Genomic DNA, 14,675 nt, shown 5'->3' with positions numbered 1-14,675 from the left:
CTGTTCCGCTGCCTTTGTCTGCTGCACGAGCACCTGGCTGCCCAGTTTGTGCTCGTTCTCTATCTTGTAGTAGTTGAGCGTCGTCTTTCCGGTGATCAGGTCCTTTGCGCAGGCAGGGATAACGACTAAAAACAATAAAGAGATTACGAGCAGTCCCTTTTGCATACGCCTCTCCATATGCCTAAAACCCTATAAAATACCTCTCATAATTCACTTCAAGTGTTGAAGAAGCCCATAATACATCGAATAATCGAGTGGATAAAGAACATTTTTGATATTTTGGTTGAAAACGAAGGGTGATTCATTTTATGAAGTGCACATGTCTTTGCCATGCTTCCAGAACGGTGTGACGCTCGCTGAGCACACCACATTCAGGATCGGCGGGACAGCCCGCGCCTTCTGCATAGCAAGGTCGGCCGAAGAGGTCGTGGAGGCAGCATGGAAAGCCGAGTCCATGGGCATGGCCTGGTACGTGATAGGCCGCGGGTCCAATATCCTCGCCTCGGATTCCGGGTTGGGCAATGCGATAATAGCTTTCAAGGATGACTGCCTTCCTGTCATCAACCCTGACGGCACAGTCACCGTATCGGGCGGACTTGGGCTCTGGGAACTGGCCAATTTCTGCGCAACAAACGGCCTCTCAGGCCTGGAAAACCTGGCAGGCATACCGGGCACGGTCGGCGGCGCCATCGCAGGCAACGCGGGGGCTTACGGGACATCGATGGGAGAACTCGTGCGCTCGGCCCTCCTGCTCGACAAGAACGGCAATATACAGAAGAACGAGACACGAGAGATCGCCTTCACCTATCGCGGCAGCTCGATCAGGGACGAAGGCAAGGTAGTGCTGGAGGCCACCCTCGCCTTGTGGCGAAGGGATGCCCACGAGATCGAGTCCACGATGGCGAAGAGGCTCATGGATCGAAGGAATAAACACCCGGATCCTGCGAAGGTCTCCACTGCCGGCAGCTATTTCAAGAACCCCGAGCTCAAGGACGGAACGCGCGTGGCCGCAGGCAAACTCCTCGAACAGGCCGGCTGCAAAGAGCTCAGGATCGGCAACGCGCATCCATGGCCCACGCACGCGAACATCATCGTGACCGACGGCGCATCCAGCGCAGCCGAGGTGCTGGAACTGACCAGGCGAATGACAGAGAGGGTCTCACAGATACACGGGATAAGGTTGGTGCCGGAGGTCGTCTATCTCGAATAGGATTTGCCCGCTATCACGAGCGTCATCTCGCCCTTGAGCTTTCTCTCTTCAGCAGCGTCCAAAATCTCCTGAAGGGTCCCTCGAATAAATTCCTCGTGTATCTTGGTGATCTCCCTGCAGAGACAGGCGCGCCTGTCGCCGAACGCGGCGAGACAGTCCTTGAGCACCGCTATCGCCTTCCATGGCGAGACGTACAGGACGACCGTGTGGTCCAGGGCAGCGAGCTCCTCCAGCGAGCGCATCCTCTTGCCCGGCTTGTCCGGCAGAAACCCCGCGAACGTGAACCTGTCCGTGGGAAGACCTGCCGCGGATATCGCGGCAGCCAGGGCCGAGGGGCCGGGCACCGGCACGATCAATATCCCCTCCTCCGCCGCCCGGGCCAGCAGCGGAAAACCCGGATCCGAGACGCATGGGGTGCCTGCATCCGAGACCAGTGCGACGTTTCGGCCGGCCGTGAGCGCCGCGATTATAGAAAGGACCTTCTCGCCCTCGTTCCCCTTGAAAAAACTGGTGAGCGGCGTGTGGATGTCGAACTTCGAAAGAAGTTTTTTGGTATGTCTGGTGTCCTCGCAGGCGATGAGATCGACTTCCCGAAGGATCCTCATCGCCCTTGCGGTGATGTCCTCGAGGTTGCCTATCGGGGTGGCGACTATGTAGAGGGTCCCTGCCATGCTTTGGTTTTAACTCTTTCTGGCTATCGGGAAGCGGCGGCCCATGCCGAACGCCTTCATAGTGATCTTGATGCCCGGCGGAGCCTGTCTGCGCTTGTACTCGTTGGCGTCTATCATCCTGATTATGCGCAGGGCCGTGTCCTTGTCGAACCCCCTTGCCACAATCTCCTCCGCGCTCATGCGATCCTCAATATAATGGCGCATTATCGGATCGAGCACGTCGTACGGAGGAAGGCTGTCCGTATCGGCCTGGTTGGGCTTCAGCTCCGCAGATGGAGGGCGCAAGATGATGGCCTTTGGGATCCTCTCCCCCCCCCTGTTCGCGTATTGAGCAAGCCGATAGACAATCTTCTTGGGGATGTCCGATATCAGCGCAAAACCGCCCGCCATGTCGCCGTACAGCGTGCAGTAGCCGACGGAGAGCTCCGACTTGTTTCCGGTCGAAAGCACTATCGAGCCTTCGCGGTTGGAGATCGCCATGAGGATGTTGCCCCTGATCCTCGACTGAATGTTCTCCTCTGCGAGCGAAACCTCGCCCGCGTCCTTCGACGAATATCCCAGCGCCCGGCGGTATGTCTCGTAGATCTCGTTTATCGGCACATGCCACGTGGAGATCCCGAGATTGCGCGCCAGCCTCTCCGCATCACGCAGGCTGCGTTCCTCGGTGTAGGGCGAGGGCAGCATCACGCCGAGGACCTTGTCCGGCCCCACCGCATCGCACGCGATCGCGGCGACAACTGCCGAATCTATGCCTCCGGAAAGGCCCACGACGGCGCGGGCAAAGCCGCATTTCTTCATGTAATCCGAAAGCCCCAGGACCAGCGCACGCCATATTTCCTCTTCCTCGGGCAGATCGACGATGTCGCTGGGTTTTCCCATGGCGTCGCTGTCCACGACGATGAAATCCTCCTCAAAGGCCTGGGCCTCGCAGACCGTACGTCCCTCTGCATCGAGCACAAAACTTCTCCCGTCGAACACCAGCTCGTCGTTGCCGCCGACCATGTTGCAGTAGAAGACAGGCAGGCCAACGGACTTGGCCTCTGCGGAAAAGAGGTCATAGCGTATCCGCTGTTTTCCTACGGTGAAAGGCGATGCGGAGATGTTGAATATCAGCTCAGCCCCCGCCTCTTTGAGCAGATGCGCCGGATCGACTCGATAGAGCCTGCGGCCGCGGAAGCTGTGCTTACTCCAGAGATCCTCGCACAGCGTGATTCCGATGCGCCTGCCCTTGAACTCGTAGACCTCGTGCTCCTTCGCGGGCTCGAAGTGGCGGCCCTCGTCGAAGACGTCGTACTGAGGCAGGAGCGTCTTGTGCTGTACGAATTTTACAGAGCCATCGTGGAGAAACCCTGCGCTGTTGAAGAGCCCCCTGCCGTCTTTGGACTCGTTGCGGGAGGCAAATCCCACCAGCGCGGCCGTGCCCCGCGTCTCTTTCGCCACAGCCTCGATCGCCCTGAGGTTTCCTTCTATGAACGAGGGTTTTTCAAGCATGTCGCGGGGCGGGTAGCCCGAGATCGCCAGCTCCGGGAAGAGGACCACGTCGACGCCAGCGCGCTCCCCCTGTCTGATCCCGGTGATTATCTTCGCGGAATTGCCCGCAAAGTCGCCGACGGTGGTGTTTATCTGCGCGATCGCGATCTTCATCCGGATCCCTCTTAAAGACGTGAGATGAATCTACGTTCCAATCCAGGAAATGGCAAGCCCGGCCAACCACTGCAAGACAAGGGCCGCAACGAAAACATAAAGCAACAGGTCGCGCTGCCCCTGGCTCAATAGCGCCGGCAGCGGCCTGCCCATGACGAGACTCAAAATCGCCCTCGCAGCCACATACAGGAGCCAGAGCGCTATGAGCACCCCCAGGGGATGCGCGTCTATGCTCCCACGCAGTTCTCCGTGCGCCAGCAGCGAAAGAGAAGACCTGAGCCCGCAGCCCGGGCAGGGGAAACCTGAAAACCTTTTCACCGCGCATAGCCCCGGACGGAGGAACGCAGGGATCATGGGCCAGAGATAAGCCACAACGAAAAGGGCCGGGACGCCGACTATGACGCCCCAGCCCCAGTTTGAGCGCGCTGTCAGATGCACGCCTCTCTCCCCTGCTATACGCCGGCCTTTTTCGCGGCAAAATCGCCGAGCACAGGGATCCTCCAGCGCTCGCCCTGATACGATTTGACGAGGCAGACGATCCAGACGATGAAGGCGGCGAGCATCACTATCGGGATGAAGAAACCCACGATGATCCCAAGCACGCTGGCTATCATGCCCAGTATCGCAGCCAGGATCTCGAGCGCTATGATGAGTGCGATATAAACCAGACCGAATACGAGCGACTGCCATGCGTGAAATTTGACGTCGTTGTTCTCCTTCTCGATGAGAAGGAATATTATCCCGGTGATCGGCGAGCAGATGTAGCACAAAAGGCTCGCGATGTTCGGGGCGAGACCGGTGCCCTGGCCTTGCGGCGGCGTTTGCGGCGCCTGCGGCGTCTGTCCTGCAGAGTTCATTTTCCCCCTCCTTTTGTGATCGATAATGATTGGGGATATCTATGCCCTAAAGTCCGGAGTTCTGCAACACCGATCTAATCGCGGTATAGCTCCTCCAGCGCGTCGCGATATTTGTCCGCTACGAAGTCCCTGCGCACCTTGAGAGTCGGGGTGAGTTCGCCTCCGGATACGCTGAACACCTGATCCGTTATCGCAAAGCGCTTGATCGTCTCGTATCGCGCGAGCTTCCGGTTGCAGCCCTTGATGTGTTCATCGATCAGAGCCCTGGTCATGGGGTCCCAGGCCAGGCCCTGTCTCTCCCCCGGCGCCCTGCCCAGCCTCTTTCCTACCTCTTCTTCATTTATAGCGATGAGGGCGACGATGAACTTGCGGCCGTCGCCCACGACCATCGCGTTCTTCACCAGCGGCGATGATGCGAGGACCTCCTCTATCATCTGCGGAGCCACATTCTTGCCGCCCGCAGTAACGATCATCTCCTTCTTGCGGCCGGTGAGTCGCAAAAAACCGTCCCTCGAATATTCCCCGAGGTCGCCGGTCCTGAAGTATCCCTCAGAATCAAAGGCGGCAAGGGTCTCCGCCGGCAGGTTGAGATACTCCCTGAAGACCATGGGGCCCTTGAGCAGGATCTCACCGTCCTGCGCCAGTTTGAGCGACACATCCGCCAGCGGCTTGCCGACTGTGCCGAACTTGTAGTCGTCCTGGACGTTGACCGTGACCGCCGCGAAGGTCTCCGTGAGACCGTAGCCTTCGAGGACCTTTATGCCCGCGGCATGGAAAAAACGGGTCGTCTCCTCCGAGAGTTTGGCTCCACCGGAGACAAAGCAGAAGAGCCTTCCGCCCAGACGCGCCCTGAGTCTTCGGAAGACGAGCGTGTCGGCCAGTGCATATTTGATCCGAAGCGACGCGGAAATCACCCTGGATTGCTTCTTGATATCGATGAAATCGCCGCCGACCTTCAGCGCCCATGCGGCAGCACGGCGCGCAAGAGGGCCCGACCTGTCGAGGTGCTCCATCACCCGTTCCTGGATCTTCTCCAACATCCTGGGCACGCCGCAGACGAAGTGGGGCCTCGCCTCGAGATAGTTCTGCGCGAGCATCTCCAGGCTCTCCGCGTAGGCGAGGACGGGCCCGTGCACCATGTGATAGAATTGGATCATGCGGCCGAGCACGTGCGCGAGCGGCAAGGCCAGGAGGCCGACGTGCCTCGGGGTGAACCTGAACGCGAGCCCAGCCGAGGTCACCTCGGCCATGATCATTCCGTGGGTTATCACGACACCCTTGAGCCGGCCTGTGGTCCCGCTGGTGTAGACATACGTGGCGGGATCGTCAGGGCCCAGCCCCCTTTGCTCGAACTCGGCAGCATCCATCGACGCGCCGCCCGCCGCCTTTTCGAGCGCCTCGATCGAATGAGAGCCCGTTCCATCACGCAAACCGATGATGAGCATCTCCTCAGCGATTTTTCCCACCGCCCTGGCCTTCTCAAAGAGCTCCACTACCGCGTCATCCTCGACGATCGCGGCCTTTGGACGGGAATCGGCGAGGATATGCGCGATGCGGTCCGGAGGGAGCGCGCAGTAGACAGGTACGGATATGGCGCCCAGGGCCATGATGGCCAGATCAGCTATCGTCCACTCGATCCTGGTCGTGACCATTATGGCGACGCGATCGCCCTTCTCTATGCCAAGGCCGGAGAGCCCGGCCGCCACGGCCAGGACCCTGGATTTCATCTCGCTCCACGACACGCCCTTGTAACGACCGGAGGACTTGACCAGGGCGCACACCTTGCCCCCCATGTAGTCGGCACGATCGAAGAAGGCGCTGATCGCGGTCATATGTCTTTTTTCGTTCATCTCGCCCATCTCTTTCCTATCATCACTCAAAGGCATCGATCAGGCATTCGATCTGCGGAACCCCTTGAGTTAAATCAATACCAATAACATCGAAATAACAAGGGGGTATATCTTTATATTTAATGTTATTTCTAGCTTTAAGGATATACATCTCGGCTGCCCTGCGGATCCTCTGCATCTTTGTACGGGTTACGGATTCGATGGGGTCCCCGCATGCGTCGGAAATGCGCGTCTTGACCTCTACAAAATGTAGCTCGTCTCCCCTCATGGCCACGATATCGATCTCTCCAACCCTGTAGCGTACGTTTCTACCTATAATCCGAAAGCCCATGTCCTCAAGGTGACGGACCGCCAGATCCTCTCCAAAATCCCCTAGTCCGTTGTTTTTTCTAGATTTGTCTTGCGTGCCACCCCTATCCATGTTAGGTGAGCCAGACTTTTTAAGGACTTTCCGGAGGTAAGACATGCCAGCCACCTGTGAAATATGTGGGAAGAAGACCCTCTACGGCCGTAACGTCTCCCACTCTAATATCAAGACCCGCAAGATATCCAGGCCCAACCTTCAGACCATCAGGATCAACCGCAACGGCCGCACATTCAGAGCCACGGTATGCACGCGCTGCATACGCTCCGGCAGCGTCGTAAAAGCATAGTACAGAAGACCCCTAGTCCCTGATTCGCTCCACCGATATCATCCCCTTCACGCGCTCCAGCCCCTTGATGACGGCCCGCAGCTGGGCAATATCCTTTATCTCCACCTCGAAGAGGTTCGTGGCCGTCTTGTCATCGTTCACCTTTATGGAGGCGCCGACTATGTTGCCGCCCTGCTGCGATATCGCCTCAGTCATCTTCGCGAGTATCCCCGGTCTGTCGGCACAGACGGCCTTTACGCGCGTGACCCTGGACTGAGCGTTGGACATATCCCATTCCACGTTGATGAAGCGCTCGTCGTCCTGGCCCAGCACCTTCTCGCAGTCCTTGACGTGTATGACCACACCGCGACCGCGCGTCACATAGCCAACGATGGGATCGCCCGGCACGGGATTGCAGCACTTGCCGAAGCTGACCATCATGTCGCTCATGCCGCCCACCTTGACCATGCCCTTGGAGCGCTTGAGCTTCTTGACGATCTTGCCGATGACCGACTCGGCCTCCTTGTCCCTGGGACGATCCTCCGGGTGCAGCTTCTCATGCGGCACGAAGAGCGCGATGATCTGCATCGGCGAAATCTTGCCGTAGCCGACCGCGGAGAGGAGGCCCTCCTCCTTGCAATAGGAGGCCTTGTTAGCGAATTCCTCGAGCTCGTCGCTCTTTAAAACCTGATTCACGTTGAGCCCGTACCTGCGGCACTCCTTCTCCAGGAGCTCCCGGCCGAGCTGCGAGCTGCGGCCCTTATCCTCGATCCTGATGAACTGGCGGATCTTGGCCTTCGCCCTGGAAGAGATGACGAACGAGAGCCAGTCCTTGTGCGGCTGCTTCTGCTTGCCGGTGAGGACCTCGACCGTGTCGCCGCTGCGCAACTCATAGCGTAGCGGCACGATCTTGCCGTTGACCTTGGCGCCGATGCAGGAGTGCCCGACGTCGGAATGGATGGCGTACGCAAAATCCACGGGCGTCGAGCCGCGGGGGAACTCGAGGAGCCTGCCTTTCGGAGTGAATACATACACGTCGTCCGCGAAGAGATCGAGCCTCACGGTGTCGAGGAACTCGCTGGGGTCCGAGAGCTCGGTCTGCCATTCCAGCAGCTTTCGAATCCACTTGAACTTCATCTCATCCTTGTCGGTGATGAGCCTGCCCTCTTTATACTTCCAGTGAGCCGCTATGCCATGCTCCGCGGACTCGTGCATCTCGTTAGTCCTGATCTGGAACTCCACGCGGTCGCCATGCGGGCCGATGGCGGTGGTGTGCAGCGACTGGTAACCGTTGCCCTTGGGCATGGCGATATAGTCCTTGAATCTGCCGGGAACGGGCCGCCACAGCGAGTGGATCACACCGAGCGCCTCGTAGCACTGCTGCAGCGAGTCCACGATGATGCGAAACGCCACTATGTCGTGGACCTGGTCGAACGGGATATGCTGATTCTCCATCTTGCGCCAGATGCTGTAATAGTGTTTGAGCCTTCCGTGGATCTCGCACTCGATGTTGTGCTCGCGCATTTTCCCGACGATGATCTTGCGCACGTCCGTGATGAACTTGTCCCTCGCCTGCGCCCGGTTCCTCACCTGTTCGTCGATCATCTGATAGACGTCGGGCTTGAGGTGCTTGAGCGCCAGATCCTCGAGCTCGGTCTTTATCTGCTGGATGCCCAGCCTGTTGGCTATCGGCGCGTATATGTCCAGCGTCTCGCGGGCGATCGCCTCGCGCCTCGTCTCCGACAGATGCTCCAACGTGCGCATATTGTGCACGCGGTCCGCGAGTTTCACGATGATGACCCTTATGTCCTTGGCCATCGCCATGATCATCTTGCGGAAATTCTCGGCCTGGCGCTCCTCGCTGGTCGTGAATTGGATCTTCGACAGCTTCGTCACGCCGTCGACGAGATTCTTTATCTCCTCGCCGAAGAGGGTCTCTATCTCCTCAAGGGTCGCGACCGTATCCTCGACCGTGTCGTGCAGAAGGGCCGTGGCTATGGACGGCACGTCCAGGCGCATGCCGGCGAGTATCCCAGCGACCTCCATCGGATGTATGAGGTAGGGTTCGCCGGATCTCCGCGTCTGACCCTGGTGGGCCTTGGCTGAGAAGATGTAGGCCTTGCGTATGAGATCCAGATCCGCGTCCGGAATATACGCCGAGACCATGTCCAGTATGTCGTGTAGCCTTATCATCCCTTCCTTGCGTCCTCTATGAGCGAGCATATCTCGACGCAGGCCTGATCGACCTTGTCATTGACTACCTTGTGATCGTAACTGGAGGCAAATCCCATTTCTTTTTCGGCGTTGGCGAGCCTCAACTTTATCTGCTCGGGGCTCTCCGTCGCCCTGCCGCCGAGCCTGTTCTTCAGCTCATTCAGGCTGGGCGGAAGCAGAAAGATAGTTATCGCCTCCGGTCGGATCTTCTTGATAGCCATGCCGCCCTGCACGTCGATGTCGAGGATCACGTCGGTGCCCTTCGCGATCGCCTTCTCGATCGGTGCCCTCGGCGTACCGTAAAGTTCTCCGTGCACCTCGGCCCATTCCATGAACGCGCCCTCTTCGATCATCTTTCTGAAGAGAGACCGTTCGACGAAGTGATAGTGGGAGCCGTGCGCCTCGCCCGCCCTCGGATTGCGCGTGGTGCAGGAGATCGAGAAGTCGAGGTTTCTGATGCGCTTGCGGACGCAGGAGAGGACCGTCGATTTGCCCGCGCCCGACGGCGCGGATATAACGAAGAGCTTGCCCTTTCGCATCGCGTTTACTGGATGTTCTGAATCTGCTCCCTCAGACGCTCCAGCTCCGATTTGCAGTCAACGACCTTCTGAGAGATCTTCGCGTCAGAAGCCTTCGACCCGATCGTGTTGATCTCCCGGTGCATCTCCTGAAGGAGAAAATCGAGCTTGCGCCCCACCGGCTCCCTCATGCGGATTATCTCGCCGTACTGCTTTATGTGGCTCTCGAGCCTCAAGAGCTCCTCGGCGATGTCCTGCCTGCCGCCTAGATAGGCCACCTCGGCGGCGAGCCTCTGCTCATCCACCTGAGCCCCGGTAGCGGTGGCGACCTTCTTGCGCAGCCTGTGGAGGTGGTGATCCAGGGAGCTGTCCGATTGTTTCTTGATCTCGGCTATGAGCGCGCGGAGGCTGGCGAGCCTCATGCGCTGATCCTTCGCTATATGCGCCCCCTCGCTCGCGCGCATCTTCCGGACCCCGGAGATCGCCTTTTCAATAAGGTTTCTGATCTGGGACCAGAGTTTTTCGTATGAGCCCTCCGCCTCCTCAACGCGCAGTATCCTATCCAGTCCCACGATCTCAAGGAACTTGCCTCCGGTCTCGATGTGCAGATCATGCCGGATCTTCTTGAGCAACCTCTGGTACTGCCGCGCCAGTTCGACGTCTATGGAGATCGCCACCCCTCCGAAGAGGGGCTCCTTCTCCTTGAAGAAGACGTCCACCTTGCCACGCGGAAAGATCGCGCTCAGCCTGCTGCGGATGTGCGCTTCGAGCGCCCCCATGCGCGCGGGTATCTTGACGTTGATTTCGTTGAAGCGGTGGTTGATGCTCTTGATCTCCACGAAGAGGCGGCCCTTGCCGACCCTCCCCTCAGCGGTCCCGTATCCTGTCATCGACTCCATATACGCCTCATTTCTCAAAAATCATGGTGGTGTCACCCAGTTCTATCACGTCCCCCGGTTTGAGCATCCTCGACTCCACCTCCTGGCCGTTGACGTAGGTGCCGTTCTTGCTCACGAGGTCGAGTATCGCCACGTTGTCCCCGTCGGAAAAGAGCATCGCGTGAAGCCTGGAGAGACTGGCGTCGCTCAAGACGATGTCGGGCGCTCGTCTGAACAGGCCGAGCCTTTCGCCCGCGCCCCCCTCCTGCTGCGCCTTTATCTGCTGGAACTGTCCGGCGATATACTTGAGTATCAACCCCTTGGTGCTCTCGTCCAGGGCAAAGGCTATGTCGACGTTAAAGACCGCAGTGCGGTTGGGATCCACTGTGGCCCTGCCCATGGCCCTGCAGGTCCCAGGCTCCAGTTGGAAGGTGAGTCCCGCATCCCTGCCCTCGGTGACCCTGAAGCCCGCGCGCGCGATTTTTACCGCAGAGCCTCCCGCCGAATCGGTCCTGAGATCACCCGCCTCCTGCGATATCATTATCGGAACTCCATTGCGGATCGGATATCTGAGTTTGCAGCGATTGCAGGAAAGACCCTGTCCCCCTTCGACCTCCAGAAGAGAACCCTTGCATTGCGGGCATACCAGCATCTCGAGCAGACGCCCGTCGAGCGACATGCCTACCTCCCCCTTTTGCTCCCCGAACCGCTGTTGTACTCCTTGATGACTCGCTCCGTGAGATCGCCGGCGTTGGGCGAATATAGGACGACGTCCTGGGATCGCTCCAGGATGAGCGCGTAGCCCTCCTCCTCTCCGATGTTCGACACTATCTGCCTTATCTTCTTGAGTATCTCGTCGGTGAGCCTTGCCTCGCGCTCCCCCATATCCCTCTGGAAGTCTGCGAAGCGTCGTTGCACGTCGGTGAGTTTCTCCCGATAGGCGCGCTCCTTAGACTCGAGCTCCTCGGAGGAGAGCGCGATCCTTTCGCGGTCGAGCTCATCGCGCAAGGCCTCGAGCTCCTTCTGCATCAGATTGAGCCTCTGCTGCTTCTCCTTGAACTCGAGTTTGAGCTGCCGTTTTGCGGCCTGGCCGTCCGAGACCTTGTTGAGGGCGGAACCTATGTCCACATAACCTATCCTGGCCGCACCGACCTCATCGGCCGCGCGCGCGGGAACACAAATGGCCGTACCGGCCACGAGGGCCAGCACGGCCATTATCGACAGACTAACGCTCTTCCTCTTCACGCCGCCCTTCACTTGCCCCCGTCGAACGATTTGATGACCTTGTCCGTCAGGTCAGCGCCGGGGAGGGAATAGAGCGCCATCTCCCTCGGTACTATTATGGTGTAACCCTCATCCGTGCCGATCTTCTGGATGACCGTCTGCAACCTCATGCCGATCGGCTTGATGAGATTGGCTTCCTTCTCGGCAAACTCGCGCTCGAAATCCACAGTCATCTTCTGCATCTCGTAGAACTTCTGCTGGAACTGGGCCTCCTTCTGCTGCAGCGCATCCTTGGAGAGGATCAGCTTCTGCTTGTCCAGGTCCTCTTTCATCGCCTTGATCTCATTCTGCATGATTTCGAGCTTCTGTTTCTTCGCCCTGCCGTCCGCCTCGAGCTGAGCCTTGGCCGACTTGCCCTCGCGCACTTCGTTGAGGGCCCTGTTCATGTCCACGTAGCCGATCTTCACCGTGCCGCCGGTCGAGACGCCTTCCGAGCTCTTCTCGGCCATGGCGACAAAAGAGAAGCCCAGGATCATAGTGGCCACGAGCAATGCTGCAACTTTCTTCATGTCATACCTCCTCTATGTTCGGTTAAACTATTGAAATTGAGCGCTTATAATACGAAAAACCCTCTGATTGCAAGAGGAATCTCCCTCCTAGAAGAAGTTGCCGATCGTGAAGTTGAATACCACCGGTTCCTCCCCAGCCCTGCGGTCGATCGGGAACCCCCACTCGAAGCGCAAGGGGCCCATGGGGGAATTCCACCTGATTCCGAAGCCGTAGTCCAGCCTGAGCTTTCTCAGGTCGAAGTTCTCATTCTCGGCAAAGGCGTTGCCGGCGTCGAAGAAGACCACCCCCCTTATGCCCGCCTTGTCGTAGATCGGTATCTCAAACTCGGTGATGAAGAGCATGATCTTGTCGCCGCCGTACACGAAGATCTCGTCGTTGCCGGACACCGAGCTGGGTATCCGCATGCTCGGGCCCACGGAATCCGGCTGGTAGCCCCTGAGCGAGAATACGCCTCCGGTGAAGAACCTCTCGAAGAGCGGAACAGGGCGGTCGTTGAGGCTCTTGATGTAACCTATCCGGAAGAACTCCTTGAAGATGAGCCGCTTCTTGATGATTGGCTGGTAGAACATGGTCCTGAAATTGACCCTGTAATAGTCGTTGTCGCCGCCGAGCTTCTCGCCGGAGACCTCGTTCGTGAGGATGTTGTACATACCCTTGTTCGGGGTGAGGCGATTGTCGCGCGTATCCCTGGAGAGCGTGAAGGAGAGCTGGGATGTGATTCCGCTGGTGTCCTGCCTGAAGAACTGCGGGACCACATAGCTGAAATCGCCCACCTCCACCTGTTCGAGGGTATAGCCCAGCTGCCAGGAATAGCAGTCGAAGAAACGCCGGCCGAGGGATATGTCGCCTCCCGTGGCCGAGCGTTTGAAGTCGTTGTAGTGGTACGAGTTTCGATAGCCGGATATGCCGGCCATCATCTTCGTGTCGAGGAAATACGGGTCGCTTATCGAGAGCATGAACAGCTGACGCCTCTTGGAGAGCTCCGCGGATATCTGTCCGCTGATCCCGTAGCCCAGGAAGTTGTCCTTCTGGACGGATGCGTTCACCATGAACTTCTCGGCCGAGGAGAAACCGGCTCCGATGTTGAAGGTGCCGGTGGGCCGCTCCTTTACCTCTACGTTGAGCACCATCGTGTCGTCTCGGCTGCCCCTGGGCGTCGCGAAGTTGACGTCCTCGAAGAAACCGAGCCGCATGAGGTTCTCGCGGCTCTTCTTGAGCGCACGCTCGCTGAAGCGATCGTCCTCCATTATCGCGAGCTCGCGCCTTATGACCTTGTCCCTCGTGGTGGCGTTGCCGGAGATGTTGATCCTCTCCACGGTGATCTGGTCGCCCTTGCTTATCCGGACGTCTATGTCCGCGGTCAGGTTCTCGTCGTTCGGCACGGTCTGAGGCACTATGTTGGCATACGCATAGCCCTCGTCCCCGTACCTCTCGATGAGCCCCTGGATGTCGGTGTCCAGCGTCCTCTGCGAATATATGTCGCCGGTCTTCGTCACGAGCGCGCCTTCGAGCTCCTGCCTCGTGGTGAGGATGTCTCCGGATATTCCGATCCGGCCGATGCGATACTGCTCGCCCTCGTGGACCTGGAATGTGACAAAGATGTAGCGGCGGTCCTTCGATATCGTGGTCTTGGCCGGCGAGATCTTCACCCTCAGATAGCCGTGATTGAGGTAATGATAGGTGAGGAAGAGGAGGTCGTTCTTGAGGATCTCCTCCTCATACTTGCCGGAGTTGGTGAGGAAGGAGAAGGCTCCCTTCTGCCTCGTCTTGATGACCTTGCGCAGCTCCTTGTCCTTGAAGACCTTGTTGCCGACGAACAGCACGCGTCTGACCATCACGCCCTTGTGCTCCCGCACGTCGAAGACGAGTTTGGCGTCGCCCTTATCGGTCGCCTCAAGGTGGTAATCGACATCCGCGAGGTAGAAGCCCTTCTTCGCGTAGGCCTCGCGGATCTTCTGCATCGACTCGGCGACCGCCTTGTCATCGAGCACGTTGAAGGTGCGCTGGGTCACCTCCGGCCTCAAGTCGTCGCTCTTTATCTTCTTGTTGCCCTGGAACGCGATATCGGAGATCAGCGGCTTCTCATCGAGCACAAACTTGAGCTTCACGCCTCCGGCGCCCGGATCGCTCTCGACCTTGACGTCCCTGAATTGACCGAGCTTGTAGAGGGCCCTCACGTCGCCATCCAGGACTTCGTCGTTGAGGGGAGCGCCGACGCGCGTATTGATGGTGGTGAGGAGAGTCTCCTCGGGCGTGCGGTTGTTGCCGCTGAACTCGATCTCGCGCACGACCTGGCCGCCCGCATGGGCGACGCCGGCCGGCGCGATCGCGACCATGCTCACGGCCAGGAATATCGCCAAAAACCTTTTCAGGACTCCCCCCTGATTGCGCATCGAATTCCTTTTCC

The 14,675-nt window shown here is 58.6% G+C and carries 15 protein-coding genes; 2 read left to right on the top strand and 13 right to left on the bottom strand.

Annotation, left to right across the window (positions count from 1 at the left end):
* The first annotated feature begins 319 nt into the window (after positions 1-319).
* The gene (murB, locus tag WC683_09110; protein MFA4972760.1) at positions 320-1,210 is read left to right on the top strand and encodes a UDP-N-acetylmuramate dehydrogenase; all 891 of its coding nucleotides are present in this window, start codon (positions 320-322) and stop codon (positions 1,208-1,210) included.
* Here the strand turns inward: murB and rsmI are convergent.
* The 6 genes from rsmI to WC683_09080 form a co-directional block, all read right to left on the bottom strand.
* A complete protein-coding gene (gene rsmI, locus WC683_09105) occupies positions 1,198-1,881 on the bottom strand; it encodes a 16S rRNA (cytidine(1402)-2'-O)-methyltransferase (protein ID MFA4972759.1) in 684 nt (227 codons plus the stop codon). The genes murB and rsmI overlap by 13 nt on opposite strands.
* Before the next feature lie 9 nt (positions 1,882-1,890).
* On the bottom strand, positions 1,891-3,525 hold the full coding sequence (locus tag WC683_09100) for an NAD+ synthase (GenBank protein MFA4972758.1): 1,635 nt from the start codon (positions 3,523-3,525) through the stop codon (positions 1,891-1,893).
* 30 nt (positions 3,526-3,555) lie between these two features.
* Positions 3,556-3,963, bottom strand: a complete 408-nt coding sequence (locus WC683_09095; protein MFA4972757.1) for a DUF2752 domain-containing protein — start codon at positions 3,961-3,963, stop codon at positions 3,556-3,558.
* Between the two features lie 14 nt (positions 3,964-3,977).
* Positions 3,978-4,382: a DUF4870 domain-containing protein gene (locus WC683_09090; protein MFA4972756.1), complete on the bottom strand. Its 405-nt coding sequence runs from the start codon at positions 4,380-4,382 to the stop codon at positions 3,978-3,980.
* Positions 4,383-4,456: 74 nt separating this feature from the next.
* Positions 4,457-6,232: a long-chain fatty acid--CoA ligase gene (locus tag WC683_09085; protein MFA4972755.1), complete on the bottom strand. Its 1,776-nt coding sequence runs from the start codon at positions 6,230-6,232 to the stop codon at positions 4,457-4,459.
* 22 nt (positions 6,233-6,254) lie between these two features.
* Positions 6,255-6,698: a YraN family protein gene (locus tag WC683_09080; GenBank protein ID MFA4972754.1), complete on the bottom strand. Its 444-nt coding sequence runs from the start codon at positions 6,696-6,698 to the stop codon at positions 6,255-6,257.
* Here WC683_09080 and rpmB point away from each other — a divergent pair.
* Positions 6,697-6,885 carry a 50S ribosomal protein L28 gene (rpmB, locus tag WC683_09075; protein ID MFA4972753.1) on the top strand — a complete coding sequence of 63 codons (189 nt, stop codon included), beginning with the start codon at positions 6,697-6,699 and terminating at the stop codon, positions 6,883-6,885. The genes WC683_09080 and rpmB overlap by 2 nt on opposite strands.
* Before the next feature lie 12 nt (positions 6,886-6,897).
* Here the strand turns inward: rpmB and WC683_09070 are convergent, their stop codons facing one another.
* From WC683_09070 to bamA, 7 genes are all read right to left on the bottom strand, one after another.
* Positions 6,898-9,057 carry a bifunctional (p)ppGpp synthetase/guanosine-3',5'-bis(diphosphate) 3'-pyrophosphohydrolase gene (locus WC683_09070; GenBank protein ID MFA4972752.1) on the bottom strand — a complete coding sequence of 720 codons (2,160 nt, stop codon included), beginning with the start codon at positions 9,055-9,057 and terminating at the stop codon, positions 6,898-6,900.
* On the bottom strand, positions 9,054-9,617 hold the full coding sequence (gmk, locus tag WC683_09065) for a guanylate kinase (protein ID MFA4972751.1): 564 nt from the start codon (positions 9,615-9,617) through the stop codon (positions 9,054-9,056). Before gmk ends, WC683_09070 begins: the two co-directional genes overlap by 4 nt.
* A 5-nt stretch (positions 9,618-9,622) precedes the next feature.
* Positions 9,623-10,495 carry a YicC/YloC family endoribonuclease gene (locus WC683_09060; protein ID MFA4972750.1) on the bottom strand — a complete coding sequence of 291 codons (873 nt, stop codon included), beginning with the start codon at positions 10,493-10,495 and terminating at the stop codon, positions 9,623-9,625.
* Positions 10,496-10,502: 7 nt separating this feature from the next.
* Complete coding sequence (locus WC683_09055; GenBank protein ID MFA4972749.1) at positions 10,503-11,153, bottom strand: FHA domain-containing protein; 651 nt, start codon at positions 11,151-11,153, stop codon at positions 10,503-10,505.
* A 2-nt stretch (positions 11,154-11,155) separates the two neighbouring features.
* A complete protein-coding gene (locus WC683_09050; protein MFA4972748.1) occupies positions 11,156-11,719 on the bottom strand; it encodes an OmpH family outer membrane protein in 564 nt (187 codons plus the stop codon).
* Between the two features lie 8 nt (positions 11,720-11,727).
* Positions 11,728-12,267, bottom strand: coding sequence for an OmpH family outer membrane protein (locus tag WC683_09045; GenBank protein MFA4972747.1), 540 nt, complete (start codon positions 12,265-12,267; stop codon positions 11,728-11,730).
* A gap of 87 nt (positions 12,268-12,354) precedes the next feature.
* Positions 12,355-14,661, bottom strand: a complete 2,307-nt coding sequence (bamA, locus tag WC683_09040) for an outer membrane protein assembly factor BamA (GenBank protein ID MFA4972746.1) — start codon at positions 14,659-14,661, stop codon at positions 12,355-12,357.
* Positions 14,662-14,675: the final 14 nt, after the last annotated feature.

The sequence above is a fragment of the bacterium genome, assembly GCA_041648665.1.
Classification (GTDB): Bacteria; UBA10199; UBA10199; order 2-02-FULL-44-16; family JAAZCA01; genus JAFGMW01.
This window is presented reverse-complemented; position numbering and strand designations above follow the sequence as displayed.

Coding starts and splice junctions, on each gene's coding strand:
- murB (MFA4972760.1), top strand. CDS start 320: ATGTCTTTGCCATGCTTCCAGAACGGTGTGACGCTCGCTGAGCACACC.
- rsmI (MFA4972759.1), bottom strand. CDS start 1,881: ATGGCAGGGACCCTCTACATAGTCGCCACCCCGATAGGCAACCTCGAG.
- WC683_09100 (MFA4972758.1), bottom strand. CDS start 3,525: ATGAAGATCGCGATCGCGCAGATAAACACCACCGTCGGCGACTTTGCG.
- WC683_09090 (MFA4972756.1), bottom strand. CDS start 4,382: ATGAACTCTGCAGGACAGACGCCGCAGGCGCCGCAAACGCCGCCGCAA.
- WC683_09085 (MFA4972755.1), bottom strand. CDS start 6,232: ATGAACGAAAAAAGACATATGACCGCGATCAGCGCCTTCTTCGATCGT.
- rpmB (MFA4972753.1), top strand. CDS start 6,697: ATGCCAGCCACCTGTGAAATATGTGGGAAGAAGACCCTCTACGGCCGT.
- WC683_09080 (MFA4972754.1), bottom strand. CDS start 6,698: ATGTCTTACCTCCGGAAAGTCCTTAAAAAGTCTGGCTCACCTAACATG.
- WC683_09070 (MFA4972752.1), bottom strand. CDS start 9,057: ATGATAAGGCTACACGACATACTGGACATGGTCTCGGCGTATATTCCG.
- gmk (MFA4972751.1), bottom strand. CDS start 9,617: ATGCGAAAGGGCAAGCTCTTCGTTATATCCGCGCCGTCGGGCGCGGGC.
- WC683_09060 (MFA4972750.1), bottom strand. CDS start 10,495: ATGGAGTCGATGACAGGATACGGGACCGCTGAGGGGAGGGTCGGCAAG.
- WC683_09055 (MFA4972749.1), bottom strand. CDS start 11,153: ATGTCGCTCGACGGGCGTCTGCTCGAGATGCTGGTATGCCCGCAATGC.
- WC683_09045 (MFA4972747.1), bottom strand. CDS start 12,267: ATGAAGAAAGTTGCAGCATTGCTCGTGGCCACTATGATCCTGGGCTTC.
- bamA (MFA4972746.1), bottom strand. CDS start 14,661: ATGCGCAATCAGGGGGGAGTCCTGAAAAGGTTTTTGGCGATATTCCTG.